The following is a 26,467-nucleotide window of genomic DNA, read 5'->3' on the forward strand; positions in this document are numbered from 1 at the left end:
GTCAGCCTCGCCGAATGGACGTCGACATGCCCAATCAGCAGAACGAATCGGAGCCCGCGCTCGCACTGTTCAAAGCGTCTCTGGAGAAGGCCGCCTCGCAGACGCTGCCGCTCGTGGAGCTGTTCGAGGCGGCCGCCCGGCTGAAGGCGGCCCGCCAGGACCGTCCTGTCGTCGAGCTCTACAAGACCTGGATCGCCTATAATTCCGACAGCCCCCTGATCTACGCCGCCTATTTCAACTATGCCTCGGCGCTCGCCGACACCGGCGACCGCCCCGGCGCGATCAATGCGCTGCGCGAGGCGCTGCGCGTGAAGCCCGACTTCCATCCGGCCCACATCAATCTCGGCCGCCTGCTCGAGGACAGCGGCCTCGCCGGCAAAGGCGTCGCGCAATGGATGACGCTCGTCGAGCAGCTCGCATCCGTCACCGGCGATTCCGTCGCCCACAAGCTCAGCGCGCTGCAGCAGATCGGCCGCGTGCTCGAGGGCCACGAGAAGGACGAATCGGCGGAGGACGCGCTCCGCCAGAGCCTCGAGATCGATCCGCGCCAGACGGAAGTCGTGCAGCACTGGATCGCGTTGCGCCAGCGCCAATGCGAATGGCCCGTCCTCACGACCTCGGAGCGCGTCTCCCGCGCACATCTCCTCGACGGCATCTCGTCGCTGTCGCTCGCCAATCTCTCCGACGATCCGATGTTCCAGCTGGCCAAGGCCTATCGCTACAACAAGCGCGCCATCGGCCGCATCCCGCCTTTGCCGCGCGAGGAGACGCCGCGCCGACGTCCTGGCGAGCGGCTCAGAATCGGCTATGTCTCATCGGATCTCCGCGAGCATGCGGTCGGCTTCGCGATGACCGACGTCATGGAGACGCATGACCGCGCCCATTTCGAGATCTACGCCTATTACTGCGGCGTCGCCCGCAATGATCCGACGCGCGAGCGCATCACGGCGGCGGTCGACCGCTGGACCGAAATCAACGGCATGAGCGATGAAGCAGCCGCGCGGAGAATCGCCGAGGACGGCGTGCATATTCTCGTCGATCTCAACGGCTACACCAAGGACGCGCGCACCAAGGTGTTCGCCATGCGGCCGGCACCGGTCGTCGTGAACTGGTTCGGCTTTCCCGGAACCATGGGCACGCCCTATCACCATTATGTGATCGCCGATTCCGTGATCGTCCCGAAGGAAGCGGAGATTTATTATTCCGAAAAGGTCCTGCGCCTGCCCTGCTATCAGCCCAACGACCGCAAGCGCGTCGTGGCGTCGGAGCGGCCCTCGCGCAAAGACGCAGGACTTCCCGAGGACGCATTCGTCTTCTGCTCGCTGAACGGCATGCAGAAGCTCACGGCGCTCACTTTCGATCGGTGGATGACGATCCTCTCCGGCGTTCCCGACAGCGTGCTCTGGCTGCTCACCGGGGCGGAGGCGACGAACGAACGCTTGCGCCGCGCCGCAGCGGAGCGCGGCGTCGCGCCGGAGCGCATCGTCTTCGCGCAGAAGATGCCCAATCCGCGCCATCTCGCGCGCTATCCGCTGGCCGATCTCTTCCTGGACAATTTCCCCTATGGCGCTCACACGACGGCCGCCGACTCGCTCTGGATGGGCGTGCCGATCCTCACCTTCGCCGGCCGCAGCTTCGCCTCGCGCGTGTGCGCGAGCCTCGTGCAGGCGGCGGGCGTCGGCGACCTCGTGTGCGCGAACGCCGACGACTATGTCGCACACGCCATCGAGCTCGGCCGGGACCGGCGGCGGCTCACGGCCATTCGCGACAAGCTCGTCGGCGGGCGCGAGCGCTCGGCGCTGTTCGACACGCCGTCGCTGGTCGGCCATCTCGAAGATCTCTATCGGGAGATGTGGCGCGACTATGAGGCCGGCGACCTGCCGCAGCCCGACCTGCGCAATCTCGACGTCTATCACGAGATCGGACTCGAGCTCGATCACGAGCGGCTCGAGCTGCTCGACGACGACGCCTATCGCGCGCTTTATCGCGACAAGCTCGCGCAATGGGACAGGGCCGAGCCGATCCTGCAAGACGATCGCTTCTGGCGGGAACGCTGAATCGCCCTCGAGCCGCCGGCCGATTCCCGCTTCGCGCCGCGAGCGGGAGAAGGGAAACGTGAGCTTTCTGAGGATACCGCGAGACGGATGCGCGCATCCCTTCTCCCACTCGGGGGAGAAAATGGCCCCGCGAAGCGGAGGACGGGGCTGTCGCCGTCCCGTCCCTGCAATCTCAGTGATTCACGCGCGTTTGCCCATCGCTGCGATTCGCCTTCGTATCGAGCGCGGCGTCGGCCTCATTCGACCCGGCTTCGCCGGGCCGCCATCTCCCGCAGAGCGGGAGATGGGGAACGCGGACTGATCCGAGGGCGCGTGGAAAGTTCTATGACTCCGCCACGCTCACTCCGCGAGAATGCGCTTCAGCAGCTCGATGACCTCGGCGAGGTTCTTGTCCTTGGCGGCGAGTTCCTCGACCTTGCGCACGGCGTGCAGCACCGTCGTGTGGTCGCGTCCGCCGAAGCGGCGCCCGATCTCGGGCAGGGAGCGCAGCGTCAGCACTTTCGACAGATACATGGCGATCTGCCGCGGGCGCACGACATTGGCGGTGCGGCGCGAGGAGAGAATATCGGCGCGCGAGATGTTGTAATGGCTGGCGACGAGCTTTTGAATGTCGTCGATCTTCACGCGCTTCGGCTCGTGGCTGCGCACGAGATCGCGAATGGCGGTCTCCGCCGTCTCGACGCAGAGCGGCGCGCCGTTCAGCGTCGAATGGGCGAGCAGGCGGTTCACCGCGCCTTCGAGATCGCGGCCATTGGTCACGATCGTCTTCGCGACATAGGAGATCACCGCCGGCGGCACGTGGAAGTTCGGCTGCGCCTCCTGCGCCGCCGAGATGCGCGCCTCGAGAATTTTGACGCGCAGCTCCTCGTCGAGCGGGCCGATGTCGACGCACAGCCCGCCCTTGAAACGCGACAGCACGCGCTCGTCCAAGGTCTCGAGATCGGACGGCGGACGATCAGCCGCCACGACGACCTGCTTGCCGTCGTCGATCAGCGCATTCAGCGTGTGGCAGAACTCCTGCTGGATCGACTTGCCTTGCAGGAACTGAACATCGTCGATGATCAGCACGTCGATATTGCGCAGCTTCTCCTTGAACGCCATGGAGGTCTGCGCATTCAGCGCCGATACGAAACCGCTCATGAACTTTTCGGCGGTGAGATAGATGACGCGGCGCTTGTTGTCATTGGCGGCGCGCGCCACCGCCTGCAGCAGATGCGTCTTGCCGAGGCCGACGGCGGCATGCGTGTAGAGCGGATTGAACAGCGGATGATCGCCGGCGCGCGCGTCCGCCACGCGGCAAGCCGCGGCGTAAGCGAGCTGATTGGAAGGCCCGACCAGGAAGGTCGAGAAGGACAGGCGCCTGTCGAGCGGCGAACCGTTGAAACTGTCGATGTCGACACGCGGCGCCGCACGCCCCGCGGTCCTCACATGCGGCTCGGCCTTCTCGACGGTCGGCGACGCCACGAGAGGCTCCGCGGGCGCCTTCTCGGCCGGCTGAGGGACGGCGGACTCCACGTCGCGCGGGCGCGCCCGGCGCGAGGGCGAACGCACGTCGATGACGACGCGGTCCGTTCCCGCGAATTCGGCGCAGAGCCGCGCCTTGATGCGGTCGGCGTAATGCGACTGTATCCAGCTCTTCAGAAATTTGGTCGGCACGGTGAGGAGGATCGCGCCGTCCGCCGCCGTCTCGAGCTCGAGCCGCGCGAACCACGAATTATAGACGGCGTCGCCGAGCTCGGCGCGCAGCCGGCCACGCACCCGCTCCCACTTCTGTCGATCGGCGCTCGACAATTCGTGGGAAGCCGGTTGATGATCGCTTTGTTCGGGCATGATTCTCTTTCGCGCAGAAGACGAGCCGAGCAACGAGGGCGCCGCAGCGGCGCCCAAGCGGAGGGCCGGACAGACCGAATGGATTTGATCGCTACGCCGTCACGATACGCGGGGCGACGGCCGCGGCGCCGATCACTGGCTGAAGTCGTATGGTCGCGCGCGTGCTGCGGGTCGACTTCGTGACGCCGTCGCGCTGCGCCTCACATTATCGTTCAGCATCGTGTCGGCCCGCCGCCCCAAAGCCATCACATCACCCCCGAGTCCACGAAAAGCCGAGCCCTTCGCGGTCCTGACAGTCTTCCAATTACTGATACGCAGACAGAAAATGCACCGAGCGGTGTTTCAGCCGATGCATTCGCGGCATGGTGGACGCGGTTGCGGAGCGCTGCTCGATCCTGTCGTCGAGTCTGGGGTCTTCACCCAGTCGCCCGCATGAGCTCTCTGTCGTTCACATTCGCAAGGCCTGTCGCAATTCCATCCCACAGTCTTGAAACTACACGCCTCCATTTCGCAGCGCAATCATCCTCGAGCCACAGTGCGCGCGCTTCTCGGCGCACAGGCGCCTCCCTTTCCGACAACGCCCAACCTTCGCCCGGATAAAGGCATGATTCGCCGCCGAGAAAAAACAGGCGCCCGGCGCCGATCGCAGCGGCGGCATTCGGTCGGGGACCCGCTGCCGAATGGTCGACACGAATGTCAAGCGGGCAGAGGCCGGCGCAAGGTCCCGGCCTTGATCGCACTATATTGATTTTGAATAGTCTTCTCTGCGCGCAAGAAAAACGTGTGATAAATTTCTGGCGCTACGCGGGATGGCGCCGCGGCGCCCTACGCGCCGGTACGCGAAAAAGCGAAAGCCCGGCGGAGCCGGGCTTTCGACTTGACGACGACGGCGATGTCGGGGTGTTTCGTCAGGCGGAGAGCGCCTTCACGCGCGCCGTCAAGCGCGACACTTTGCGCGACGCCGTGTTCTTGTGAATGACGCCCTTCTGGACCGCGCGCATCACGATCGGCGCGACGCTCTGCAAAACCGCGGCGGCGGCCGCGGCGTCGCCGCTGGCGATCGCCTCCTCGACCTTGCGAACCTGCGTGCGCAGCTGGCTGCGGCGCGAACGATTGACCGCCGTGCGACGGGCGATCTTGCGAACGGCCTTCTTGGCCGAGCTGGTGTTGGCCATCTGTCTTCCCTCGAGGACGATGCGGAGCGGCGGCGCCGCCAAAGAAAAGCGGCCGCGAAGCCGCGGCCGATGTCCGCGCCTTATAAGCGCGCGGGCGCTCCCGCGTCAATGCCGCTCATTTGTGCGCGAAGCGCGGCGGGCGCTTCTCGATGAAGGCGCTCATGCCCTCCTTCTGATCCTCCGTAGCGAACAGGGAATAGAACAGGCGCCGCTCGAAGCGCACGCCTTCTGACAGAGACGTCTCGAAAGAGCGCTCGACGGCCTCCTTGGCCATCAGCACGGCGGGCAGAGACATGGAGGCGATCGTCTGCGCCGCCTTCAGCGCCTCCTCGAGCAGGCGGTCGGCGGGGACGACGCGCGCCGCGAGCCCGCAGCGCTCGGCCTCCTCCGCGCCCATCATGCGGCCTGTCAGCACCATTTCCATGGCCTTGGACTTGCCGACCGCGCGCACCAGCCGTTGCGTGCCGCCCGAGCCCGGAATGACGCCGAGCTTGATCTCGGGCTGGCCGAATTTGGCGGTATCGGCGGCGAGAATGAAGTCGCACATCATGGCGAGCTCGCAGCCGCCGCCGAGCGCAAAGCCCGCGACAGCGGCCACGATCGGCTTGCGAGCGCGAGCCAGGCCGTCCCAGCGGGAAAGGAAATCGTCGAGATAGGCGCCGGCGGCGGTCTTGTCGCGCAGCTCCTTCACATCGGCGCCAGCCGCGAAGACCTCCGCCGAGCCGGTCAGCACCATGCAGCCGATCCCCGCATCCGCCTCGAAATGCGCCAGCGCCTCGGCGAGTTCGCCGATGAGACGCGCGTTCAGCGCATTGAGGGCGCGCGGGCGGTTCAATCGCAGCAGCGCGACCCGGCCATGCGTCTCCGTCTCGATCGTCTCGTAATTCACGGCCGGCCCTCCATTGCTTCAGATGTCGAAATCGCCTTCGGCGGCCTCCGCTTCGCCGAAGCCTTCGCCGAGCGCCGCCGCGTGTAATTCGTCGAGTGTGATCTCGTCGAGCCGCGCCAGAGCGAGACGTTCCGCCTCCGCGAAAATCGGATCCACCACGCGCGAGAGGAGAAGCGGGTTGTCGCCCCCGTTCGCCTCCTCCTCCGCACGCAGGGCGACGCGCACGATCTCGCCGACATAGAGTCGGCGCCTTTCCTTGGCCAGCTCGTAGCCGCCGGACGGCCCGCGCACGCTCTTCAAGATCCCGGCCCGCACCATGGTCTGCAACATGCCCTCGAGATGACGCGGCGGCAGATCGTGTCGCGCCGCCAACGCCCGCGACGACACCGGCCGCACGCGCGAATGCAGCGCGACGTCGAGCGCCGCCATCAAGGCGAGGCGCGCGGACCGCGGCAGCAGGCTCATTGCGCCTCGCTCCGCCCCGTCCCCGTCGAGCCGAAGCCTCCGGAGCCGCGCTCCGTCTCGTCGAGGGCGGCGGCCTCGACGAGCTCGACGCGCGCGCATGCCGCGATCACCATCTGAGCGATTCGCATGCCACGAACGATCTCGAACGGATGCGTTCCCAGATTGACCAGAAGCGCCTTCACCTCGCCGCGGTAGTCCGCGTCGATCGTGCCCGGCGCGTTCAGAACAGTGACGCCGTAGTCGAGGGCGAGGCCGGAGCGCGGCCGCACCTGCGCCTCGAAGCCCTCGGGCAGCATGAGCGCGATGCCGGTCGGCACCAGATCGCGGGCGCCGGGCTCGAGCACGAGCTTTTGTCCCGGCGCGAGCGCGGCGAGGAGATCGAGCCCGGCCGCGCCGGCGCTGGCGTAGGCCGGGGCCGGCAGGCCTTCGCCATGAGGAAGCCGGCGCAATGCGATCTTCATCGGGCGGGCTCCCTTGCGCGGAGACGCGCGGCGAGGCGCGCGACGAGCCGCGCCGCCACTTCCGATTTGTCGAGGCGCGGCCAGGACTCGACTCCCTCCGGTCCGACGAGATGCACCTCGTTGGCGTCGCCTCCGAAGACGGCGGCGGCAGCGCTCACGTCATTGGCGACGACGAGGTCGCAGCCCTTGCGGGCGAGCTTTTCCTCGGCGTTGGCGATGACGTCGCGCGTCTCCGCCGCAAAGCCCACGACGAGGGCGGGACGACCGCTTTCACGACGCGCGACGCGCGCCAATATGTCCGGATTCTCTTGGAGAACGAGCGTCGGCGGCGCGCCGCCCGGCTGCTTTTTGATTTTGTCCGGCGCCGACTCGACTCGCCAGTCGGCGACGGCGGCCGCGCCGATGAAGAGATCGGCGGGCAGCGCGCTCTCGACGGCGGCGAGCATGTCTCGCGCGGTCTCCACATGGCGCGTCTCGACGCCCGGCGGATCGTCGATCTCGACCGGGCCGCTGACGAGGGTCACCCGCGCGCCGGCGCGCGCCGCCGCTGCGGCGATGGCATGGCCCTGCTTGCCCGAAGAGCGGTTGGAAATGTAGCGCGCCGGATCGATCGGCTCGCGCGTGGGCCCGGAAGTGACGACGACATGCCGGCCGGCGAGAGGCAGGCTCGCGCCGCTCTGCAGCGCCGTCTCGATCGCCGCGAGAATCGCGAGCGGTTCGCTCATGCGGCCCGGACCGTATTCGCCGCAGGCCATCTCGCCCTCGTCCGGCCCGATGAAGAGGACGCCGTCGGCGCCGAGCCGCGCGACATTGCGCCGCGTCGCAGGATGCCGCCACATGCGGACATTCATCGCGGGCGCCACGAGAACGCGCTTGTCGGTCGCGAGCAGGAGCGTCGTCGCGAGATCGTCGGCGAGGCCCTGCGCCATGCGCCCGAGAAGATGCGCCGTCGCCGGCGCGACGACCACGAGATCGGCCTCGCGCGAGAGGCGGATGTGACCCATCTCCTGCTCGTCCGTCAGTGAGAACAGGTCCTCGAAGACCCTCTCGCCGGAGAGGGTCGCGAAGGAGAGCGGCGTGACGAAGCGCGCCGCCGCCGCAGTCAGAGCGACTCGGACGCGCGCCCCCCGCTCGCGCAGCCGGCGCAGGAGCTCGAGCGACTTGTACGCGGCGACGCCGCCGCCGACGACGAGCAGCACGGTCCGTCCGGCGAGGCTCTGCTCTTGTACGAAAAGGGTCACCGACGGCTCCGCTCGCATGGGCGTTCCGAAGAATACTCTTTTTCCGCCTCGCGCGAAAAGACCGCCCGCCGGATCAGCCGGCCTGAGCGGCCCGCTTCAGCATCGCCTCGACCTTGGTCTCCAATTCGTCGAGCGTGAAGGGCTTGCGCAGGATCTCGACATTGGGCTCGGCCTGCAAGCCGTCCAGCGATTTGCTGGCGTAGCCCGTGATGAGCAGGATAGGCATGCCGCGCCTTCCGGCGCACGCCGCCTCGGCCAGCCGGCGGCCGCTCACGCCGGGCAGGCCGACATCGGTGATGAGCAGGTCGAACGGCTCGTCCGACTGTACGATCTTCAGTCCCTCCGAGCCGTCCTCGGCCTGGACGACCGCGCAGCCGATGCCCTCGAGGGTCGAGGCGATCTGCATGCGCACCTCGATCTGGTCCTCGACCAGCAACGCCTTTCGCCCTCGCCCGCACGCGTGTTGGGCCGCCGCGGGGCGCGAGTCCTCCTCCGGCGCGAGCAGCGGCCGTTCCTCGCCCGGCAGGTAGAGGCGGACGCTGGTTCCTTCGCCGGGAGAGCTGTCGATGCGCACGAAGCCGCCCGACTGCCGCGCGAAACCGTAGATCTGCGAAAGCCCGAGCCCTGTTCCCTTGCCGGTCGGCTTGGTGGTGAAAAAAGGCTCGAAGGCGTGGCGCAGAACCTCCGGCTCCATGCCGACGCCCGTGTCGGTCACCTCGATCTCGACATAGTCCGCAGGCCCCCTGCCCGGGTCGGCCGAGTCCAGCATCTCCCTGCGGTCCGCCGTGGCGATGCGCAGCGAGCCGCCTTTCGGCATCGCGTCCCGCGCATTGACCGCGAGATTGAGCAGCGCGCTCTCGAGCTGAGACGGATCGCAGACGACGCTCCAGCAACCATGGCCCGGCTGCAGATCGAGCCTTATGTCCGGCCCGAGCGTCCGTCGCAGCATCTCCTCGAGGCCGAGGATCAGCCTGTCGGGCTCGATGACCTTCGGCGCCAGCGCCTGCCGCCTCGAGAAAGCGAGCATTCGGTTGATGAGGCGCGAGGCCGTCGCCGAGGCCTTGCGTATGGCTGCGATCGAAGGCGCGATGTCATTGCCGCGCCCGCGCGCCACCTGCCGCTCGATCACGCCGAGCGAGCCGGTGACGACCTGCAGCACATTGTTGAAATCGTGGGCGATGCCGCCGGTCAGCCGCCCGATCGCCTCGAGCTTCTGCGCATGGGCGAGGCGCTCCTCGCTCTCGAGCAGGGCGGCGTTGGCCTCGCGCAGCTGTCGAGCCGAAGGCAGGGACAGAAAATTCGGCAAGGTCCACCACATGGCGACCGCCGTGGCGAGAGAGGCGAGCGCCGTCGCCGCCTTGACGCCGCCTTGCAGGCCATAAATCGGAGACCATAGGGTCACGACGTCGAGCCAATGGGTGGCGCCGCAGAGCAGAATAAAAGCGGCGAACAGCCAGAGCATGGGCCGGAAGACGAGATCGCCGCGCCGCCGCCCGATGACGGCGAGCGCCAGCGGGATCGAGAAATAGGCGAGGCCGATCGCGGCGTCGGAGACCGCATAGAGCCAGACGAGCCCGGGCTCCCACAGCAGGCAATAACCGTGCGGCGCGAGATCGGACGCGCCGAAGAGCCACTCGCTGAGCTTGGCGAACATGTCGAGGTGTCCTCCTCCTCGGAAAAATTGCGGGCCGGCATCGAAAGGCAACGCCCTGCCATCGATTCGCCGGACAGCGGCCGCGGCCGCGCCTCCCGAGCGCCGTCTCGCGATTTGGCGCCGCATGACACGGACGATCTCGCGCTTCGATCGGACGAAACGCCGCTGCGGCGCCTCGCCGCGGGCGCTTTCCTTGTTGTCAGCCGCGCGGGAGCGGCTAATGTGCGCGCCCATGACCGAGAAGAGAGAAGCCGTGATCGGCGTCGTCACCGCCTCCGACCGCGCCAGCGCCGGCGTTTACCGAGACGAGAGCGGCCCCGCCATCGCCGCCTATCTGCAGAAAGTCCTGACGAGCCCCTTCCGCATCGAGCGGCGCATCATCCCGGACGGCTTCGAAAGCGTGCGCGACACGCTGATCGACCTCGCCGACAATGTCGGCTGCGACCTCGTCGTCACCACCGGCGGCACCGGGCCCGCGCCGCGCGATCTGACGCCCGAGGCGACGCTCGCCGCCGCGCCGCGCGAGTTGCCCGGCTTCGGCGAGCTGATGCGCAAGGTCTCGCTGGCGCAGACGCCGACCGCCATCCTGTCGCGCCAGACAGCCGCCCATCGGGGCAAGTGTCTCGTCATCAACCTGCCCGGCAAGCCGGCGGCGATCGAGCTGTGCCTCGACGCGGTGATGCCCGCCGTCCCCTATTGCCTCGACCTGATCGGAGCAGCCTATATAGAAACCAATCCGGCGCTCGTCGCGGCGTTCCGTCCCAAGGGCAAGTGACCGCGGTCCAGCTCGGAGCAGAGTTCGAAGCGAAAGCGGGTCGGGCGCGGCTTCGCCCCGCCGATCGCATCCGAGTCGAAGGCTATCGCATCCGAGTCGAAGGCTCGAGCAGTCCATTCGGGCCGGCTTCTCTTCGGCCCGCAGGGACTGTATAGAACGCTGCCGAGCCGCCCTTAGGGGCGGCGCCGGCCCAATTCGTCCGATTGTCTCGGGGAGCAGGATCATGAGCGAGATGCGGCTGGTCGTCGCCGGCGCCGCCGGCCGCATGGGCCGAATGCTGATCGCGGCCATCGGCGATTCGCTCGGCGTGACGCTCACCGGCGCGCTCGAATATCCCGGCTCTCCCCACATCGGCGACGACGCCGGCGTGCTGATCGGGCGCCCGGCCAGCGGGGTGGCTCTCTCCGCCGACCCCTCCTCCGTTCTGTCGCAGGCAGATGCGCTCATCGATTTCTCGAGCCCCGCGGCGACGGTCGCGCTCGCGGCGCAGGCCGCGCAGAGTGGCGTCGCCCATGTCATCGGCACCACGGGCCTCTCGCGCGAGGATCTCGCCGCCATCGCGGCGGCGGCCGAAAGAACCGTAGTCGTGCGCTCCGGCAATATGAGCCTCGGCGTCAATCTGCTCGCCGTCCTCGTCGAACGCGCCGCCGAAGCGCTCGGCCCGGCCTGGGACGCCGAGATCGTCGAGATGCACCACAAGATGAAGGTCGACGCGCCATCGGGCACGGCTCTGCTGCTCGGCGAGGCCGCCGCGCGGGGACGGGGCGTCGAGCTTTCCGAGCACAGCGCGCGGACCCGCGACGGCGTCACGGGTCCGCGGCGGGCCGGCGACATCGGCTTCGCCTCGCTGCGCGGCGGCACCGTCGTCGGCGACCATATGGTGATCTTCGCCGGCGGCGGCGAACGCCTCGAGCTGGCGCATCGCGCCGAGGATCGCGGCATTTTCGCGCGCGGCGCCGTCGCCGCCGCGCTCTGGACCCGGGGCCGCGCCGCCGGCCTCTATTCGATGGCCGATGTGCTCGGCCTCGGCGACGCTCGCGTCTGACGCGCCGCGGACGCAAGCCTCGAGGGACAACGCCCCCATGGATCGCATTCTCGTCCTCCTTCGCCATGGCGAAAGCGAATGGAACGCGAAAAACCTGTTCACCGGCTGGAAGAATCCGGACCTGACCGCCAAAGGCGTCGAAGAGGCGCGCCGCGCCGGCTACGAGCTCAAGCGGCTCGACCTGCGCTTCAACATCGGCTTCACCTCGCTGCTGCTGCGCGCCCAGCGCACGCTCGATTTCGTGTTCCAGGAACTCGGCCAGAAGGATGTGCCGATCATCCGCAGCCGCGCCCTGAACGAGCGCCATTACGGCGACCTCTCCGGCCTCAACAAAGACGAGGCGCGCCAGCAATGGGGCGATGAGCAGGTGAGGCTGTGGCGGCGCTCCTATGACGTGGCGCCGCCCGGCGGCGAAAGCCTCAAGGACACGGTCGCGCGCGTGCTGCCGTTTTATTGTCAGGAGATCCTGCCGCGCGCGATGCGCGGCGAGCGCGTGCTCGTCGCGGCGCACGGCAACTCGCTACGCGCGCTCGCCATGGTGCTCGACCGGCTCACGCCCGATTCTGTGCCCGCGCTCGAGATCGCGACCGGCGTGCCGATCGTCTACCGGCTCAACTCCGACTCGACCGTCGCGATCAAAGACGTGCTGAACCGGTGAGCCCGCCGCCGCGGGAAAGGCGCGCATGGAAATCGAGCCGGGAGTCCATCTCCATCGATCCTATCTCGACGAGGCGGCGCAGACCGCCCTGCTGCGCGAGATCGAGCATGCGATCGCGCGGGCGCCGCTGTTCACGCCGACGATGCCGCGCAACGGCAAGCCTTTCTCCGTCCGGATGACCAATTGCGGACCGCTCGGCTGGGTGAGCGACAAGACGGGCGGCTATCGCTACGAGCCACGCCATCCTGTGACCCGTGAGCCATGGCCGCCGATTCCGGAGGCGCTGCTCGCGGCTTGGCGCGCGCTCGCCGGCTATGCGCATCCGCCGCAAGCGTGCCTCGTCAATTTCTACGATCCTTCGGCGCGCATGGGCCTGCATCAGGATCGCGACGAAGCCGATCTTTCGGCGCCGATCCTGTCGGTCTCGCTCGGCGCCGACTGCCGCTTTCGCCTCGGCGGGCCGAAGCGCGGCGATCCCTCGCGCGCCTTCGCGCTCTCCTCCGGCGACGCGATGACGCTCGGCGGCGAGGGACGGCTGCGCTTCCACGGCGTCGACAGAATCCTGCCCGAGATCGCGCCGCGCTTCGACTCGCCGCTCTTGGCCGGCGGCGGGCGCATCAATCTGACATTGCGCCGCGTCGACTGACATGTTTTCAGCGCCTGTTCAGACTGCGGAGCATATTGTCTGAAAAAGCGCTCCGATATAGGTTCCCCGCCGCGGGATGAACGATCGGCGCATGGCGGAACCATCGCCGGGCGAACCAAGACAGTCGGTCCGGAGGGGACGACGCTTCGAGGAAAGGGACGAGGATGAAATCGATTTCCATGCTGACGCTCGCTGCGGGCGTCGCTTTCGCCATGACGGCCGGCCCGGCTCTCGCCGCCGGCGATCCCGCGGCGGGCGAGAAGGTGTTCAACAAGTGCAAGGCCTGCCATCAGGTCGGCGAGACCGCCAAGAACGCCGTCGCGCCCGAGCTCAACGGCATCGACGGCCGCAAGTCCGCTTCCGTCGAGGGCTACAACTACTCGGAGCCGTTCAAGGCGCTCGGCATCACCTGGGACGAGGCGCAGTTCAAGGAGTTCATCGCGAACCCGAAGGCAAAGATCCCCGGCACCAAGATGATCTTCCCCGGCCTGAAGTCGGAAACGGAGCAGGAAAACGTGTGGGCCTATCTCAGCCAGTTCGGCGCGGACGGCAAGAAGAAGTAAGGCGGATTTCGATCGATCGGACGGAAGCGGCCCTCCGCGGGCCGCTTTTTCTTTGGCCTTTGCGCCCGCGCGGTTCGGGACTAAATGGCGCGAGGCGCTTTGCCGAAGAGACGAAAGTGACGCGAAAGCCAGACGAGGTTCCCGCCGAGCTGATGCGCGATCTCGCGACGCTGCCGGTGTTCTATGCGCTCGAGGGACGCCGCGTCGTCGTCGTGGGCGGCTCCGAGGCGGCGGCATGGAAGGCCGATCTCGCGGCGGCGGCGGGCGCTCGGGCGCATGTCTTCGCGCCATCCCCTTCGCCGCGGCTGAAAGCCGTCGCCGCCGCGCGCTCGCATTTGACTCTCTTCGAGCGAGCCTGGCGCGCGGACGATCTCGACGGCGCGACGCTGGCGCTCGGCGCGATCGAGGACGACGCCGAGGCCGAGCGCTTCCGTGACGCGGCGAAGGCGCGCGGCGTGCCGCTCAATCTCGTCGACCGGCCCACGCTGAGCGATTTCTCGATCGGCGCCATCGTCAATCGCTCGCCGCTCGTCGTCGGCGTGTCGACCGGCGGCGCCGCGCCGGCCTTCGCGCAAGCGCTGCGCGCACGTCTCGAGACGCTGATCCCGGCGAGCTTCGCCGCCTGGGCGAGGGCCGCACGCGACTGGCGCCCGCATGTGCTCGCCTCCGGGCTCGACTTTCTCGCGCGTCGCGACTTCTGGCGACGCTTCACGCGCGAAGCCTTCGCGCGCATCGAGCAGGCGCCGAGCGTTTCCGATCGGGAGACGCTGCTCGACGAGGCGCGCCGCTCCGCCGCCATGCCGACGCGCGGCCGCGTGACGCTGGTCGGCGCGGGGCCGGGCGACCCGGAGCTCTTGACGCTCAAGGGACTGCGCGCGCTCGCGAGCGCGGATGTCGTGCTGTTCGACGATCTCGTGCCCGCGGCCCTGCTCGATCTCGCGCGCCGCGAGGCGACGCGCATCAATGTCGGCAAGCGCGGCTATGCGCCCTCCGTCGCGCAGGACGAGATCAGCGCCCTGCTCGTCGCGCTCGGCAAGGAAGGCAAGAATGTCGTGCGTCTCAAGGGCGGCGATCCGATGATCTTCGGCCGCGCCAATGAAGAAATCCGCGCGATCCGCGCGGCCGGACTCGACGTCGACGTCATTCCCGGCGTCACGGCGGCGCTAGCAGCCGCCGCCGCGCTCGAAGTGTCGCTCACCAGCCGCGACACGGCGCGCCGCGTGCAATTCGTGACGGCGCATACGAGCGACGGCAAGTTTCCCGAGGACATCGATTGGCGCGCGCTCGCGGACAAGCGCGCAACGACGGCCGTCTATATGGGCAATCGCACGCTGCCGGAACTTTCGCAGCGCCTCGTCGCCGAAGGCATGGATCCGGCGACGCCGGCCTTTCTCGTCGAACGTGCGAGCACGCCGCAGCAACGCGTCATCGCGGCGACGATCGCCGATCTTCCCGAAAAGACGGCGCAGGAGACTCTCGTCGGTCCGTGCCTCGTGCTGATCGGCGCGACGCTCGCCGGCGGATGAGAACATGCGTCATCGCGAGCGAAGCGATCCAGAGCCGTGGGGCGGCTCCTGAATTGCTTCGTCGCTGCGCTCCTCGCAACGACGCCGGAGTCCGTCGGCTCGGCGTCAATATTTGCAGGAGAGCGTCGCCGAGATCGATCGCGGCTCGCCGCGGTAGAACAAGCCGCCGGAGGTGAAATTCGGCCGATCGGTCAGATTGGAGGCGCTCACGTCGAGGCTCCAATGATCGTCGAAACGATAGCCGAGCGACGCGCCGAGGGTTTGCTGAGGCGAGAGCGTGAAGCCGCGAACATTGGGCAGAGTCGCCTCGGTGCGGCTCGCGTAATAATAGCTCGCGCCGAGCGAGAGCCCGCGCAGATCGCCCGCCTCGAACGTATAGCTCAGATCGAAATTATAGACGCGGCGCGGCGCGCCGAGCAGATCGCTGCCGGCCTGCGACGGCGTGTTCGAATCCAACGTCACCTGGGCGTGGAGAAAAGTGGCGGCGGCCGAGGCCTTCAATCCGGGCAGCGGCTCGACCGAGACACCGGCCTCGACGCCGTGGCTGTGCTGCCGGCCCGTGACGAGAGCATAGAATCCGCCGGGATTGGCCGGATCGGTGATCGCGACATGATCGCGCGTCACATCGAACAGGGCGACCTCGAAACTCGCTTTCAACTCCGCAAACTCGCGCCCGAAGCCGATCTCGTATTGCGTATCCTGCTGCGGCGGCGGCGCGTCTCCGCTCTTCATCCGAACCGATATGTTGGGAATGAGCGAGCGCCCGAAGGCGGCGAAGACACGCGTGTCGTCGGAGGGACGAAACAACAGGCCCGCGCGGGGACTGAAATAGCCGGCGATTCCCTTGCTGAGGCTCGTGGTCGGCTGGCCCGCCATCACGCCGAAGGGATCGAGCATGGTCTCGCGCTGCGCGAGCAGATCATAGCGTCCGCCGAGGAGAATGCGCCATTGCGGCGAGAGATCGATCAGGTCCTGCGCATAGACCGATTGGCTCCAGGCGCGCGCCGCGCCATTGGTCCAGAAGGCGTTGCGGAAATCCACGCCGAGCGGATAGACCGGCGCGCCGATATCGATCGGCGGCAGGGGATCGCGCGCGACCGTCTCATTGTGGCCGACGAAATAATCCCAGTGCTCCAACCCGAGGAACACGGAATGCTCGAGCGGACCGGTCGTGAACCGCCCCTCGAGGCGCAGCTGCGCGTCGAAATTTCGCGAGGCGAAATGCGAGCGCGCCGGCTGCCCGAGCGTCACCGCGCGCCGACCGTCGTAGCCCCAGTTCAAGAACCAGCCGTAATCGTTCCCGGAGAGCATATAGTCGACGAGCGTCGTCAGCTTCCAATCCCTGTCGAACGCATGCTCATAGGTCAGCGCGATTTCGGCGATGTGAGGCGTCTCGTGCTCGTTGACCGGCGCGCCGGCATAGAACTCGCGCGGAACCCGCAGAAAAATCGGCGCCGCCGGCACGCCGTCGCGATAGACGAGGTTCGTCGCCTGATATTCGGAACGAAGCGTCAGCCTGTCGCCATTGTCGAGCAGGAGCGTCGCGGCGGGCGCGACGTCGAAGCCGCGCGAACGCACGAAGTGGACGAAGCTCTCGCGCGTCTGTGCGAAGCCGGTGACGCGGAACAGCAGATTTTCGGCGAAATCCGACGGCGCGTCGAGATCGAAGGTCAGGCGGCGCACGCCGAAGGAGCCGAGCGTCGCCGACGCATGCGCGAAGCCCTTGCCCATCGGCTTCTTGCGGATGTAGTTCGCCGCGCCGCCATAGCCGCCGAGCGCCTTGCCGAACAGCATGGCGCTCGGCCCCTTGTAGAATTCGACATGGTCGACGGTGGTGAGATTGACGTCACTCGACATGAAGCCGTGCGCGGCGCCGTCGAAGAGCGTGAGGCCGCTCGGAAATCCGCGCATCACGAAGCCGGGCGAATAGCCGGAATCGCTGGTCGACGAATTCACGAACACGCCCGACTGATCCTTGCCGAGAGTCTGCGCGCGCGGCGCTCTGTCATTGTCCTTCGACTCGCGGCGTTCGCCGTCTCGTTCGAGGCCCGGCCCGATCTCTTCCATCGACGCGGCCTCCTCGGACAGCGCCGGCGTCGCCAGCGCGAGCGCCGACAGAAGGACGATGTGTCTATTCGGACGAAGGCGCCCACGATCGAGCGATGCGCCCTGGATGAGATCGGAGCGCGAGCCGGCGGCTCTGCGACGAAGACGCCTGGAAAAAATCACGACGCTCACCAACGACAACACATAAGGACAAATGTCACGCGAACCTCGCAAGAGCGCGGCGCGGATGACGACGCCGAACATTGCGATCGGCTGTGGCTTCTTAACACTCGCGTCGCGCCCGCCGCAATCGGCCGTGTTCGAGTTGCGCCAACCCTGTCGTCAATCTATCACGAAGATCACACGAAACCGACGTGACGTCGACGCGCCGCATCGTCATCGCCGATCATGCGCCGCAGGCGCCCCATGTAGCCGTGAGACTCACATCGGCGCATGCCGAAGCGGGAACCCTCGACTGTCCCTCCTCTCGCGTCGGAACGGCCTCGGAGAGCGGCGTTCGAGAAAACGAGTCTGCTCAGCGCAGCGCTTCGTGCAGCGCTTCGAGAAAGGCTTCGCCGTAATGCGACAGCTTGTGATCGCCGACGCCTTGCACGGCGCGCATCTCGGCGAGAGTCGCGGGCCGGCGCGACGCCATTTCGATGAGCGTCCGATCGGGAAAAATCATATAGGCGGGCAGGCCCAGTCCCCGAGCGAGCTCGAGGCGCTTGCGCTTCAACGCCGCGAGCACGCGATCGTCCGGCGCGTCGAGCGTCTCGCCGCGCGAGGCGTCGCTGCGCCGCCCGCGCGCCGCCAGCGCGTCGCGGCGCAGCGCGATCTGCGCGTGGCCGAACAATATGTCCTCGCCCTTGGGCGTCAGCGCGAAGCCGCCGTGCTCGGTGCTCACGAGCGCGCGCGCGGCGAATAATTGGCGAATGATCGCGTTCCACTCGTGCTTCGAGCGATCCTTGCCGACGCCGAAGGTCTTGATGCGCTCGTGGCCATTGCGTCGCACGGCCTCGCTCGCCGCGCCGGTCAGAACGTCTGCGAGATAATTGGCGCCGAAACGCTGTCCCGTGCGCGCCGCCGCCGACAGCGCCTTCTGCGCGTCGATCGTTCCGTCATAGATCTGCACGCGTCCGAGGCAGATGTCGCAGCGTCCGCAAGGCGCGCTCTCCTCGTCGAAATAGGCGAGCAGCGTCTGGCGCCGGCAGACCGGCGTCTCGCACAGCATGGCGAGCGCGGAGAAGCGGTCGTGCTCGATGCGCTTGCGTTCGTCGCTCACCTCCTTCTGATCGATCTGCCGGCGCCGGAAGGCCATGTCGTCGAGGCCATAGAGCGTGAGCGTGTCGGCGGGCAGTCCGTCGCGCCCGGCGCGGCCGATCTCCTGATAATAGGATTCGACGCTCGACGGCATGTCGGCATGGGCGACGAAGCGCACGTCGGGCTTGTTGACGCCCATGCCGAAGGCGATCGTCGCGACGGCGACGATTCCGTCCTCCTGCAGGAAGCGGTCCTGATTGCGGTTGCGCACCGCCTGATCGAGCCGGGCGTGATAGCAGATCGTCTCGTGCCCCTGCTCGGCGAAAAAGGCCGCGAGCTTCTCGGTCGCGTCGCGCGAGGAGCAATAGACGATGCCGCTCTCGCCGCGATGCGTGTCGAGAAAGCGCTGCAGCTGGCGTCGCGGCTGATCCTTGGCGGCGAATTCGAGCGCGAGATTGGGCCGGTCGAAACTATGCAGGAAGACCCGCGGACTCGTCTTGAACAAACGCCTGGCGATATCGTCGCGCGTCGCTCTGTCGGCGGTGGCGGTGAGGCCGACGACCTGGGCGCCGAGCGTCTCGGCGGCGGCGCCCAGCTCGCGATATTCGGGACGGAAGTCGTGGCCCCATTCGGAGACGCAATGAGCTTCGTCTATGGCGAGGCGAGTCGCGCCCGCGCGCGCGAGCTCGGCGAGAACGCCCGGCGCGAGCAGCCGCTCCGGCGAGACGAACAAGAGACGCAATGCGCCGGCGCGCAGCGTGCGGCGCGCCTCCTCGTTCTCCTGCGCGTCGTTCATCGAATTGAGCGTCGCGGCGGCGACGCCGAAGGCGCGCATCTGCCGCACCTGGTCGCGCATCAAGGCGATGAGCGGCGAGACCACGACGGTGAGCCGCTCGTCGACGAGGGCGGGCAGCTGATAGCACATGGATTTGCCGCTGCCGGTCGGCATGATGGCGAGCACGCCCTCGCCGGCCAGTACGGCGGCGATGATCTCCGCCTGTCCGGGCCGAAAATCCTCATAGCCGAAAACGGATTTGAGCAGCGCGCGCGCTTTTTGCGGAAGCTGTGGCATGCGAGCGGAGTAGCACGCGGTCGCGCCGCGCGCGAGCGAGGCCGAGACGCCGCCCGTCGGCTCGGGCTCCCTTTGGGTCGGCTCGAGCGATCGAGCCCCGGCGTCACTCCCGCCGCAGAGGAGCTATTCGCTCGAGCGCCGTGATGGAGAGGAAGCCGCCGAGCCAGGAGCCGATCGCGGCGAACAGCACATAGGCCCAATTCGACGTGTAGCTGATCACGGCGAATGCGGAGAGCAGGTACCAGACGCTGCTCCAATTGGCCGCCGCGACGCGCTTTCGCGCCGAGACCGACGCATTGAACATCACATAGGCCGCGTCGGTGACCGCCGTCGACAGAATGACGCCCGCGGCGATCAGCGGATCGATCGAGGGAAGGTCCATGGCTTCTCCAGACGGCGAGCGAATATAGCGTTCGAGGGAACTGCGGCGTCGCCTCTCACGCCGTCTCGCTGGACCACCGCCGCGAGCGGAACGCGGCGGCGATCGCCTCGGCGCGCGCCTCGGAGGTCGAGGATGCGCCGAGCGGCGCACACGCCTCCAGCGCCGCGGCGAGCAGCGCCGCCTTGGGATAGATCTTGTCCCTTTCCCCATGCCCGCGGAAATCGCAGGCGCAGACCATCATCAGCCGGTCGAAGCGCTCGCGCGCGTCAAAGGCGCCGAGCCGCTCCAGCATCAGGGCGACGGGACCCGCGCGCACCTCGGAGACGCGATGCACGCGCTCGCATTCGGCGAGCGCCAGCAGCGCCAGCTCACGGCAATCCGCCGGCGCGCCGAAGCGCGCCGCGATCCCCTCCACGCGCGGCGCGCCGCGCTCGATGTGCTTGTAATGCACGGGCAGATGCTCGGGCGGCGAATCCGACTTGCCGACGTTCATGGTCAACAGAGCGAAACGCACGGAGAGCGGCGCGCCGATCGCGGCGGCTTCGTCCAGCGCGGCGAGAAGATGCTCGCCGAGATCGACCTCCCCCTGCCCTTCCGAAATCTGCGGCACGCCGAACAGCGCGTCGACCTCCGGCAGGATCCGCTCCAGCGCGCCGCAGCCGCGCAGAATTCTCAGCATTCCGGCCGGCGTGCGGCCCATGAGCCCCGGCTCCAGCTCCGCCCAGACGTCCGCCTCGGCGACGCCTTCGAGGCTGCCCCCCTCGATCTGCTGCGCCATGAGGCTCGGCACGTCGTCGCCGGCGGCGTCCGCCGCATCGGCGAGCAGGACGGCCATGCGCAAAACGGCGAGGCCGGGATGGGTCTGCCCGAAATCGGGCGTCGGAAACGAAGCGTCTGACATTGCGAGACCGAAGTTGTCATGTTTTTCCGCACAGAGCAAACGGCGGGCCGCGCGGGTGATGGGCCCCCGAGCGGACATTCGGGGGAAGCCCGGAGTCTGGGAAGAAAACGAAGCGCGGGTTTCGCACAGATCTTTTGTAATACCCAACCCATTGAAAATATGGGTATCGAGCAACCGTGCAAAAGTCTCGACTTATGCACGCTCCGGCGTCGCCAGCATGTCGAGCACGGGACATGACGGGGCAGGGTCGTCCGAACAACGGGCGATCGTCTCGGCGAGAATATGCTCGAGTTTGGTGAGGTCGGCGAGTTTCGCCCGCACCTCGTCGAGGTGCGTCCGTGCAATCTCTCTCACTTCGGCGCAAGAAACGCGGGACGGTTCGGCGAGAGCGAGCAGGGCGCGGATGTCCTCGATGCCGAATCCGAGCTCGCGGGCGCGGCGGATGAAGGCGAGCCTTCGGATATGCGCCGCTTCATAAGCGCGACGTCCGCTCGCCGTCCGTGGGGGCGGCAGCATGAGGCCGATGCGCTCGTAATAGCGCACGGTCTCCAGATTGACCCCAGCTGCCGACGCGAGCCGTCCAATCGTCAAAGGCTGCATGGTTTTTTCTCTTGCACCCGTAGTCGCTACAGGGCGCAGGATAGCGCGACCATCGACGAAAGGCGAGCCATGACCATCAATGCCGCGCGAGAGACGACGCCAATCGTCGCATCTCCTTCCGCCAACCCCTCCGCTCCAAAATGGTTTGCCGCCTCGGGACTCGTCGCCGGTCTCGGCGCGGTCGTCGCTTCCTCGTGCTGCGTCATTCCCCTCGGTCTCGCCGCGCTGGGCGCAGGCGCGAGTGTTCTCGGCGGCCTCGAGAGGATCGCCGAATGGCGCGTCCCGTTTCTGGCGGTTGGCGCCTCGACGATTGTCGCGGGATGGGGCGCATGGTGGTGGAAACGTCCGGCTCCTTGCGCCTCCGCTTCGGCCTGTGCGTCGCCGCGGCGTTCACGCGCAACGCTCGGGCTGCTCCTGTGCGCCTCGCTCACTATGGCGCTGGCGGCGAGCTGGGGCTACATCGACCCCATGCTGCTGAAACTCCTGACGGGGCGGTGAATGCAAATCATCTCGACGATAACCTGCCCCTCTTGCGGCTATCGAGCGGCTGAGACCATGCCCACGGATGCCTGCCAGTTCTTCTATGAGTGCGGAGGCTGCGGGGCTTTGCTCAAACCAAAGGCGGGGGACTGTTGCGTTTTCTGCTCCTATGGCGACACGCCATGCCCGCCGATTCAGGAAGCAGAAGAAGAAGGCCGCGCCGCCGGATGCTGCTCCGGCCGTTGAGGTCTGCGCGTTCGCTAAGCGGCGAATATGGAACGTCGTGGGAATGGGCCGCTCATGGCGCATAGTGGAAATTCGAACTGAGCCGCGCGGCGATCCGGCTCAGCGCGCCAAGCCGCGGATGCGGGAGGCGAGCTCGTCCTGATCATAGGGCTTGGCGAGGAAGGGCGCGTCGGCGAGCGGGCCTGGCAATTGTCCCTGCAGATAGCCCGACAGAACGAAGAACGGCACATGACGCGCGCGCAACGCGTCGGCGACGCCGACGCTGCTGACGCCGCGCAGATTGGCGTCGAGGATCACCCCGTCGATCCGCGCGTCTTCGATCAGCGACATCGCCTCGTCGACCGAGCTCGCCATGCCGCCGATCTCATAGCCGACCTCCTCGACGACCCAGCACAGATCGGCCGCGATCGCCGGCTCGTCCTCGATCACCAGAATGCGGATCGACTCGTCTTCGTTCATCTCGAGGCTTCTCCCTGGGGCGGCTCGATCACATTTTCAGGCGGCGCGCGCACCGTCCATGCGATCCCGGCCGGCGCATAGTCGAGGGTCACCTGCCCGCCGAGCGAATGCTTGACCATCTGCAGAATGACCATATGGCCGAAGCCATGGCGCCTCGGCGGAACGACGGCCGGCCCGCCGCTCTCGCGCCAGCTCATCTCGAAGCGCGGCCCGCCGCCCTCGTCGGCGGCGACCCCGAAGGCGATGCGCACCTCGCCGACATCCGTCGACAGCGCGCCATATTTGCCGGCGTTGGTCGCGAGCTCGTGCAGCGCCATGCCGATCGTCTGGCCGGCGGACGGCTTGACGATCGTCCGCGGCCCTTCGATGCGGATGCGCGAGCCGAACAGATCGCGGAAATGGGCGAGCTGCGATCTCGCCAACGCCTCGAGGTCGACGCCGCGCCACTCGTTCTGCACCAGCAGATCGTGGCTCGCGCCGAGCGCGGCGATGCGGTGGTCGAAGCGCTGGGCGAAGGCCGCGGGCGAATCCCGGCGCGCGGTCTGGCGCGCGACGGCGCGCACCACGGTGAGCAGGTTCTTGGCGCGATGGGTCACCTCGCGCATCAAGAGCTCGACGCGCTCCTCGGCCTTCTTGCGCTCGGTGATGTCCTGGATGGTGCTGCGCAGGCCGACGATCTCGCCGCTCTCCTCGCGCACCGCTTCGCCGCGGATGGTGACGAAGATGCCGGCCCCGTCCACGCGACGCGCCGGCAGGTCCAGCTCGAAACCCTCGCCGGAACGCAGAGTGCGGCGCGCCGCCGCCTCGAGCCGTTCCCAGTCGGCGGGCGCGTAGAGCAGGCCCTTCTGTTCGGCGAAGCTCGGCGGCGGCCGTTTCGGATCGAGCCCGAAGATCTGGGCGAGATAGGGCGAGGCGCGGCCGCTGTCGCGGCGCCGGCCGCTCCAGCGCCAGCTGCCGATGCGGCCGAGACGCTGCGCCTCGCGCAGCTCCGCCTCGGTGCGCCGCAACGCCTCCTCGCGCGAGCGAGTGGCCTCGGCGCGGGCGCGCTCGTCCGCATAGGCGCGGGCGTCGACCATCGCCGAGCCGATCTTGGCTGCGACGCGGTCGAGGAAATAGGCGTAGGCGGCGTCGAGCCGCTTGCAGGCGCTGACGCCGGCGATCAAGGCCGCGGCGGCGCGATTTTGTCCCGGCAGGACGACGGGGAACAGCACCGCCTCGTCGGGCGCGGAAGCGCAGGCGCCGCGCGGCAGCACGCCATAGCGCGCGTCCAGCGTGCGCATGGCGACGCGCCCCGGCCGCAAGCCCGCGACGTCGGCGAGGCCCCAGATGTCGCCGCGAAACGGATCGGGATCGCCGAGCCTCAGCCGCGCGGGGAAGGCGCGCGCGCCGGGCGGCGCGCCGGTGGAGGCCATCAGCGTCGCCTCGCCCGGCGGCTCGTCGAGCCGGTAGATCGCGGAAAAGGGAATGTCGGCGTCATTGACGGCGAGCACGCTCGCCGCGACGCGGCATGCCTGCGTCTCGTCCACCGCCCTGCTCACGGCGACGAGATCGCGCAACGTCCGCAGCCGCCGCTCGCCGATCACCCGTTCGGTGGTCTCGACGACCGGGCAGAAGACGCCGCCGACCGAGCCGTCGTCGTCGAAGATGGGTCCGTAGGAAAAACTGAAATAGGCCTCGTCGCGGCGACCGTTGCGTATCGGATCGAGCTGCAGATCCTCCGAACGGGTCGGCCGCCCGTCCGCCAGCACGCCCTGCAGCATGGGGCCGATCACGTCCCAGATTTCCGGCCACACCTCGCGCGCGGGCCGGCCGAGCGCGCGCGGATGTTTGTCGGCGAGAAAGACGTGATAAGCGTCATTATAGAAAAGGCGCAGCTCCTCGCCCCAGAAGATAGCGATCGGAAATGCGCTGTTGAGGCACACTTCGAGCATCACGCGCAACCGCTTCGACCAGCGGCGGGAGTCGCCGAGCGGCGTCGCGGACCAATCCGTTGCGGCGATCAGTGCGGCCGTTTCGCCCTCGCCGAGGAAGGACCGTTCGGACGGCCTCGCGGCGGCCTCGATCTCGGTTGCTGTCACCAGTGTTCGATTCCGAATACGCCCCCTCGCCGCCTATATCGAAATCGGCGGCGGCCGATTCAAGCACTCGCGCCTGCGACGCCCCGCTGGCCCTTCGTCGCGGGCTGGTGTAGGCAGTCGCTGCGATCGAGGGAGACCATGAGCGAAGCCGAGGAGAAAAAGGGCTTGTTCGCGCGCCTGTTCGGGAGCGGCGCGGGCGCCCCGACGACGGGGGCGCCCGAGGAGCCCGGACGCAAGCGCTCCTGGTGGGAGCGGCTGACCGGGGGGCTCGCGCGATCGTCGCAGGCGATCGTCCAGGGCATTTCCGACCTCTTCGGCAAGCGCAAACTGGACGCTCTGACCCTCGAGGAGCTCGAGGACGTGCTGGTGCGCGCCGACCTCGGCCTCGCGGCCGCCCAGCGCATATCCGCGACGGTCGGCAAGGCGCGCTACGAAAAATCGATCGGGCCGGACGAGGTGCGGGCGATCCTCGCCGAGGAGGTCGAGCGCGTGCTGACGCCGGTCGCGCGCCCCTTCGCGCTCGACGAGAGCAAGAAGCCGTTCATCGTCCTGGTCGTCGGCGTCAACGGCTCCGGCAAGACGACGACCATCGCCAAGCTAGCCGCGAAATGGACAGCCGAAGGGCGCAAGGTGATGCTCGCCGCCGGCGACACTTTCCGCGCCGCCGCAGTAGAGCAACTCCGCTTCTGGGGCGAACGGCTCGATGTGGCGGTGTGCTATGCGCCCGAAGGGGCGGACGCAGCCGGCCTCGCCTTCGACGCGATCAAATCGGCGCGCGAGCGCGGCTCCGACATTCTGCTGATGGACACCGCCGGCCGCCTGCAGAACCGCGCCGAGCTCATGGCCGAGCTCGCCAAGATCGTGCGCGTGATGAAGAAGGCCGAGCCTGAGGCGCCGCATGCCGTGCTTCTCGTGCTCGACGCGACGGTCGGGCAGAACGCCGTCGCCCAGGTCGACGTCTTCGGCAAGACCGCCGGCGTCACCGGCCTCGTGATGACCAAGCTCGACGGAACGGCGCGCGGCGGCATTCTCGTCGCCATCGCGGAAAAATACGGCCTGCCGATCCACTTCATCGGCGTCGGCGAAGGAGCGGAGGACCTCGAGCCCTTCACCGCGCGCGATTTCGCCCGCGCCATCGCCGGGCTCGAGCCGGACGGCGGCGAAGAGAAAACGGAAACCACCCCATGATCGACGAAACGAGCGCCGGCCTCGCGCCGCGCAAGAAGCGCCTCGCGCCGGGATTGAAGCTGGCGCTGGAGATGGGGCCGCTCGTCCTGTTCTTCCTCGCCAATCAGAAGTTCGGCATTTTCTACGCGACCGCCGCGCTGATGGCCGCGGTGGTCGTCTCGCTCGCCGTCTCTTATTCGATCACGCGGCATCTGCCGGCGATGCCGGTGGTGACGGCGATCTTCGTGCTGATCTTCGGTTCGCTGACCTTCTTCCTGCAGGACGAGAGCTTCATCAAGCTGAAGGTCACCATTCTCTACGCCCTGTTCGGCTCCGCGCTGCTCGGCGCGCTCTGGTTCGACAAGCTGCTGCTGCCGGCCGTCTTCGATTCCGCCTTTCACCTCGACGACGCCGGCTGGCGCAAGCTCACTTGGCGCTGGAGCTTCTTCTTTTTCTTCCTCGCCGGTCTCAACGAGGTCGTTCGGCGCAGCGTCGGCACCGACGTGTGGGTGAATTTCAAAGTGTTCGGCATATTGCCGCTCACCCTGCTGTTCGCCTTCGCGCAAATTCCGCTGATGCTGCGGCACGAGTTGCGCGACGCGAACGCCGAGGATCCGGATAGCCACTTCTGACCGCCCGCGCCGTGCGACGATCGAGCGCCGACCCGCGTCCCTGAATTTTCAGCGAGCCGGCTCTCCCTTCGTTCGACTGTCACAATAAGGCCCTATCAAGTCGCGCCTGTCGAATATCTTGTATCGACTGGGGCTATTGGGGGCTTTAGAATGAAAAAC

The 26,467-nt window shown here is 67.7% G+C and carries 25 protein-coding genes; 11 read left to right on the forward strand and 14 right to left on the reverse strand.

Translation table 11 applies throughout. The features are described 5' to 3' along the window. Nucleotides 1-26 precede the first annotated feature (26 nt). A complete protein-coding gene (locus tag AC6IW9_RS19260; RefSeq protein ID WP_497766281.1) occupies nucleotides 27-2,057 on the forward strand; it encodes an O-linked N-acetylglucosamine transferase, SPINDLY family protein in 2,031 nt (676 codons plus the stop codon). A 339-nt stretch (nucleotides 2,058-2,396) separates the two neighbouring features. Here AC6IW9_RS19260 and dnaA read toward each other — a convergent pair whose 3' ends face one another. From dnaA to AC6IW9_RS19295, 7 genes are all read right to left on the reverse strand, one after another. Continuing rightward, entirely contained in the window at nucleotides 2,397-3,887 is a 1,491-nt protein-coding gene (dnaA, locus tag AC6IW9_RS19265; RefSeq protein ID WP_497766284.1) for a chromosomal replication initiator protein DnaA, read from the reverse strand. Nucleotides 3,888-4,795: 908 nt separating this feature from the next. Continuing rightward, entirely contained in the window at nucleotides 4,796-5,062 is a 267-nt protein-coding gene (rpsT, locus tag AC6IW9_RS19270) for a 30S ribosomal protein S20 (RefSeq protein WP_497766287.1), read from the reverse strand. Between the two features lie 115 nt (nucleotides 5,063-5,177). Then, nucleotides 5,178-5,951: an enoyl-CoA hydratase gene (locus AC6IW9_RS19275; protein ID WP_497766289.1), complete on the reverse strand. Its 774-nt coding sequence runs from the start codon at nucleotides 5,949-5,951 to the stop codon at nucleotides 5,178-5,180. Between the two features lie 18 nt (nucleotides 5,952-5,969). Continuing rightward, nucleotides 5,970-6,416: an RrF2 family transcriptional regulator gene (locus tag AC6IW9_RS19280; protein ID WP_497766291.1), complete on the reverse strand. Its 447-nt coding sequence runs from the start codon at nucleotides 6,414-6,416 to the stop codon at nucleotides 5,970-5,972. Then, nucleotides 6,413-6,877, reverse strand: a complete 465-nt coding sequence (gene dut / locus AC6IW9_RS19285; protein ID WP_497766293.1) for a dUTP diphosphatase — start codon at nucleotides 6,875-6,877, stop codon at nucleotides 6,413-6,415. The genes AC6IW9_RS19280 and dut overlap by 4 nt, the downstream gene beginning before the upstream one ends. Next, complete coding sequence (gene coaBC, locus AC6IW9_RS19290) at nucleotides 6,874-8,136, reverse strand: bifunctional phosphopantothenoylcysteine decarboxylase/phosphopantothenate--cysteine ligase CoaBC (protein ID WP_497766296.1); 1,263 nt, start codon at nucleotides 8,134-8,136, stop codon at nucleotides 6,874-6,876. The genes dut and coaBC overlap by 4 nt, the downstream gene beginning before the upstream one ends. A 55-nt stretch (nucleotides 8,137-8,191) precedes the next feature. Next, nucleotides 8,192-9,772, reverse strand: coding sequence for an ATP-binding protein (locus AC6IW9_RS19295; RefSeq protein ID WP_497766299.1), 1,581 nt, complete (start codon nucleotides 9,770-9,772; stop codon nucleotides 8,192-8,194). A 232-nt stretch (nucleotides 9,773-10,004) separates the two neighbouring features. Between AC6IW9_RS19295 and mog the strand changes: the two genes are divergently transcribed. The 6 genes from mog to cysG all read left to right on the forward strand — a co-directional run bounded on the left by mog (nucleotide 10,005) and on the right by cysG (nucleotide 14,985). Further along, nucleotides 10,005-10,547, forward strand: coding sequence for a molybdopterin adenylyltransferase (gene mog / locus AC6IW9_RS19300; protein WP_497766301.1), 543 nt, complete (start codon nucleotides 10,005-10,007; stop codon nucleotides 10,545-10,547). 223 nt (nucleotides 10,548-10,770) lie between these two features. Continuing rightward, the gene (dapB, locus tag AC6IW9_RS19305) at nucleotides 10,771-11,592 is read left to right on the forward strand and encodes a 4-hydroxy-tetrahydrodipicolinate reductase (RefSeq protein WP_497766304.1); all 822 of its coding nucleotides are present in this window, start codon (nucleotides 10,771-10,773) and stop codon (nucleotides 11,590-11,592) included. Between the two features lie 37 nt (nucleotides 11,593-11,629). After that, a complete protein-coding gene (locus tag AC6IW9_RS19310; RefSeq protein WP_497766307.1) occupies nucleotides 11,630-12,250 on the forward strand; it encodes a 2,3-bisphosphoglycerate-dependent phosphoglycerate mutase in 621 nt (206 codons plus the stop codon). Between the two features lie 25 nt (nucleotides 12,251-12,275). After that, nucleotides 12,276-12,896 (forward strand): alpha-ketoglutarate-dependent dioxygenase AlkB, encoded by a 621-nt coding sequence (locus tag AC6IW9_RS19315; protein WP_497766309.1) that lies wholly within the window; start codon nucleotides 12,276-12,278, stop codon nucleotides 12,894-12,896. A 164-nt stretch (nucleotides 12,897-13,060) separates the two neighbouring features. Then, entirely contained in the window at nucleotides 13,061-13,459 is a 399-nt protein-coding gene (locus AC6IW9_RS19320) for a cytochrome c-554 (protein WP_497766312.1), read from the forward strand. 116 nt (nucleotides 13,460-13,575) lie between these two features. Continuing rightward, nucleotides 13,576-14,985, forward strand: coding sequence for a siroheme synthase CysG (cysG, locus tag AC6IW9_RS19325; protein ID WP_497772564.1), 1,410 nt, complete (start codon nucleotides 13,576-13,578; stop codon nucleotides 14,983-14,985). Between the two features lie 105 nt (nucleotides 14,986-15,090). Here cysG and AC6IW9_RS19330 read toward each other — a convergent pair whose 3' ends face one another. From AC6IW9_RS19330 to AC6IW9_RS19350, 5 genes are all read right to left on the reverse strand, one after another. Further along, complete coding sequence (locus AC6IW9_RS19330) at nucleotides 15,091-17,295, reverse strand: TonB-dependent receptor (RefSeq protein ID WP_497766314.1); 2,205 nt, start codon at nucleotides 17,293-17,295, stop codon at nucleotides 15,091-15,093. Nucleotides 17,296-17,566: 271 nt separating this feature from the next. Continuing rightward, on the reverse strand, nucleotides 17,567-19,363 hold the full coding sequence (gene recQ, locus AC6IW9_RS19335) for a DNA helicase RecQ (RefSeq protein ID WP_497766317.1): 1,797 nt from the start codon (nucleotides 19,361-19,363) through the stop codon (nucleotides 17,567-17,569). Nucleotides 19,364-19,466: 103 nt separating this feature from the next. Then, complete coding sequence (locus AC6IW9_RS19340) at nucleotides 19,467-19,745, reverse strand: hypothetical protein (RefSeq protein WP_497766320.1); 279 nt, start codon at nucleotides 19,743-19,745, stop codon at nucleotides 19,467-19,469. Between the two features lie 55 nt (nucleotides 19,746-19,800). Beyond that, entirely contained in the window at nucleotides 19,801-20,646 is an 846-nt protein-coding gene (locus AC6IW9_RS19345; protein WP_497766322.1) for a tRNA nucleotidyltransferase, read from the reverse strand. A 192-nt stretch (nucleotides 20,647-20,838) separates the two neighbouring features. Next, the gene (locus tag AC6IW9_RS19350) at nucleotides 20,839-21,246 is read right to left on the reverse strand and encodes a MerR family transcriptional regulator (protein ID WP_497766325.1); all 408 of its coding nucleotides are present in this window, start codon (nucleotides 21,244-21,246) and stop codon (nucleotides 20,839-20,841) included. Between the two features lie 69 nt (nucleotides 21,247-21,315). Here AC6IW9_RS19350 and AC6IW9_RS19355 point away from each other — a divergent pair, with 69 nt between their 5' ends. Further along, nucleotides 21,316-21,744 carry a mercury transporter MerT gene (locus AC6IW9_RS19355; protein WP_497766328.1) on the forward strand — a complete coding sequence of 143 codons (429 nt, stop codon included), beginning with the start codon at nucleotides 21,316-21,318 and terminating at the stop codon, nucleotides 21,742-21,744. Continuing rightward, a complete protein-coding gene (locus AC6IW9_RS19360) occupies nucleotides 21,745-21,972 on the forward strand; it encodes a GDCCVxC domain-containing (seleno)protein (protein WP_497766330.1) in 228 nt (75 codons plus the stop codon). 99 nt (nucleotides 21,973-22,071) lie between these two features. On the opposite strand, the gene AC6IW9_RS19365 is transcribed toward AC6IW9_RS19360, so the two are convergent. Beyond that, nucleotides 22,072-22,431 carry a response regulator gene (locus AC6IW9_RS19365; RefSeq protein WP_497766332.1) on the reverse strand — a complete coding sequence of 120 codons (360 nt, stop codon included), beginning with the start codon at nucleotides 22,429-22,431 and terminating at the stop codon, nucleotides 22,072-22,074. Continuing rightward, entirely contained in the window at nucleotides 22,428-24,509 is a 2,082-nt protein-coding gene (locus tag AC6IW9_RS19370) for a PAS domain-containing HWE histidine kinase family protein (RefSeq protein ID WP_497766335.1), read from the reverse strand. Before AC6IW9_RS19370 ends, AC6IW9_RS19365 begins: the two co-directional genes overlap by 4 nt. A 138-nt stretch (nucleotides 24,510-24,647) precedes the next feature. Between AC6IW9_RS19370 and ftsY the strand changes: the two genes are divergently transcribed. Both ftsY and AC6IW9_RS19380 read left to right on the forward strand, forming a co-directional pair. After that, the gene (gene ftsY, locus AC6IW9_RS19375; protein WP_497766338.1) at nucleotides 24,648-25,697 is read left to right on the forward strand and encodes a signal recognition particle-docking protein FtsY; all 1,050 of its coding nucleotides are present in this window, start codon (nucleotides 24,648-24,650) and stop codon (nucleotides 25,695-25,697) included. Further along, nucleotides 25,694-26,308, forward strand: a complete 615-nt coding sequence (locus AC6IW9_RS19380; RefSeq protein WP_497766340.1) for a septation protein A — start codon at nucleotides 25,694-25,696, stop codon at nucleotides 26,306-26,308. Before ftsY ends, AC6IW9_RS19380 begins: the two co-directional genes overlap by 4 nt. The last annotated feature ends 159 nt before the right edge of the window (nucleotides 26,309-26,467 follow it).

Source organism: Methylosinus sp. shoA (assembly GCF_059718125.1).

Bases quoted from the DNA above. Each gene is read 5' to 3' on its own strand.
- AC6IW9_RS19310 (WP_497766307.1), top strand. From the start codon at position 11,630: ATGGATCGCATTCTCGTCCTCCTTCGCCATGGCGAAAGCGAATGGAAC.
- rpsT (WP_497766287.1), bottom strand. From the start codon at position 5,062: ATGGCCAACACCAGCTCGGCCAAGAAGGCCGTTCGCAAGATCGCCCGT.
- AC6IW9_RS19360 (WP_497766330.1), top strand. From the start codon at position 21,745: ATGCAAATCATCTCGACGATAACCTGCCCCTCTTGCGGCTATCGAGCG.
- recQ (WP_497766317.1), bottom strand. From the start codon at position 19,363: ATGCCACAGCTTCCGCAAAAAGCGCGCGCGCTGCTCAAATCCGTTTTC.
- dut (WP_497766293.1), bottom strand. From the start codon at position 6,877: ATGAAGATCGCATTGCGCCGGCTTCCTCATGGCGAAGGCCTGCCGGCC.
- AC6IW9_RS19350 (WP_497766325.1), bottom strand. From the start codon at position 21,246: ATGCAGCCTTTGACGATTGGACGGCTCGCGTCGGCAGCTGGGGTCAAT.
- AC6IW9_RS19295 (WP_497766299.1), bottom strand. From the start codon at position 9,772: ATGTTCGCCAAGCTCAGCGAGTGGCTCTTCGGCGCGTCCGATCTCGCG.
- AC6IW9_RS19260 (WP_497766281.1), top strand. From the start codon at position 27: ATGCCCAATCAGCAGAACGAATCGGAGCCCGCGCTCGCACTGTTCAAA.
- AC6IW9_RS19320 (WP_497766312.1), top strand. From the start codon at position 13,061: ATGAAATCGATTTCCATGCTGACGCTCGCTGCGGGCGTCGCTTTCGCC.
- AC6IW9_RS19280 (WP_497766291.1), bottom strand. From the start codon at position 6,416: ATGAGCCTGCTGCCGCGGTCCGCGCGCCTCGCCTTGATGGCGGCGCTC.
- AC6IW9_RS19345 (WP_497766322.1), bottom strand. From the start codon at position 20,646: ATGTCAGACGCTTCGTTTCCGACGCCCGATTTCGGGCAGACCCATCCC.
- coaBC (WP_497766296.1), bottom strand. From the start codon at position 8,136: ATGCGAGCGGAGCCGTCGGTGACCCTTTTCGTACAAGAGCAGAGCCTC.
- ftsY (WP_497766338.1), top strand. From the start codon at position 24,648: ATGAGCGAAGCCGAGGAGAAAAAGGGCTTGTTCGCGCGCCTGTTCGGG.
- AC6IW9_RS19380 (WP_497766340.1), top strand. From the start codon at position 25,694: ATGATCGACGAAACGAGCGCCGGCCTCGCGCCGCGCAAGAAGCGCCTC.
- AC6IW9_RS19330 (WP_497766314.1), bottom strand. From the start codon at position 17,295: ATGTTCGGCGTCGTCATCCGCGCCGCGCTCTTGCGAGGTTCGCGTGAC.
- AC6IW9_RS19315 (WP_497766309.1), top strand. From the start codon at position 12,276: ATGGAAATCGAGCCGGGAGTCCATCTCCATCGATCCTATCTCGACGAG.
- AC6IW9_RS19365 (WP_497766332.1), bottom strand. From the start codon at position 22,431: ATGAACGAAGACGAGTCGATCCGCATTCTGGTGATCGAGGACGAGCCG.
- dnaA (WP_497766284.1), bottom strand. From the start codon at position 3,887: ATGCCCGAACAAAGCGATCATCAACCGGCTTCCCACGAATTGTCGAGC.
- AC6IW9_RS19355 (WP_497766328.1), top strand. From the start codon at position 21,316: ATGACCATCAATGCCGCGCGAGAGACGACGCCAATCGTCGCATCTCCT.
- AC6IW9_RS19340 (WP_497766320.1), bottom strand. From the start codon at position 19,745: ATGGACCTTCCCTCGATCGATCCGCTGATCGCCGCGGGCGTCATTCTG.
- mog (WP_497766301.1), top strand. From the start codon at position 10,005: ATGACCGAGAAGAGAGAAGCCGTGATCGGCGTCGTCACCGCCTCCGAC.
- dapB (WP_497766304.1), top strand. From the start codon at position 10,771: ATGAGCGAGATGCGGCTGGTCGTCGCCGGCGCCGCCGGCCGCATGGGC.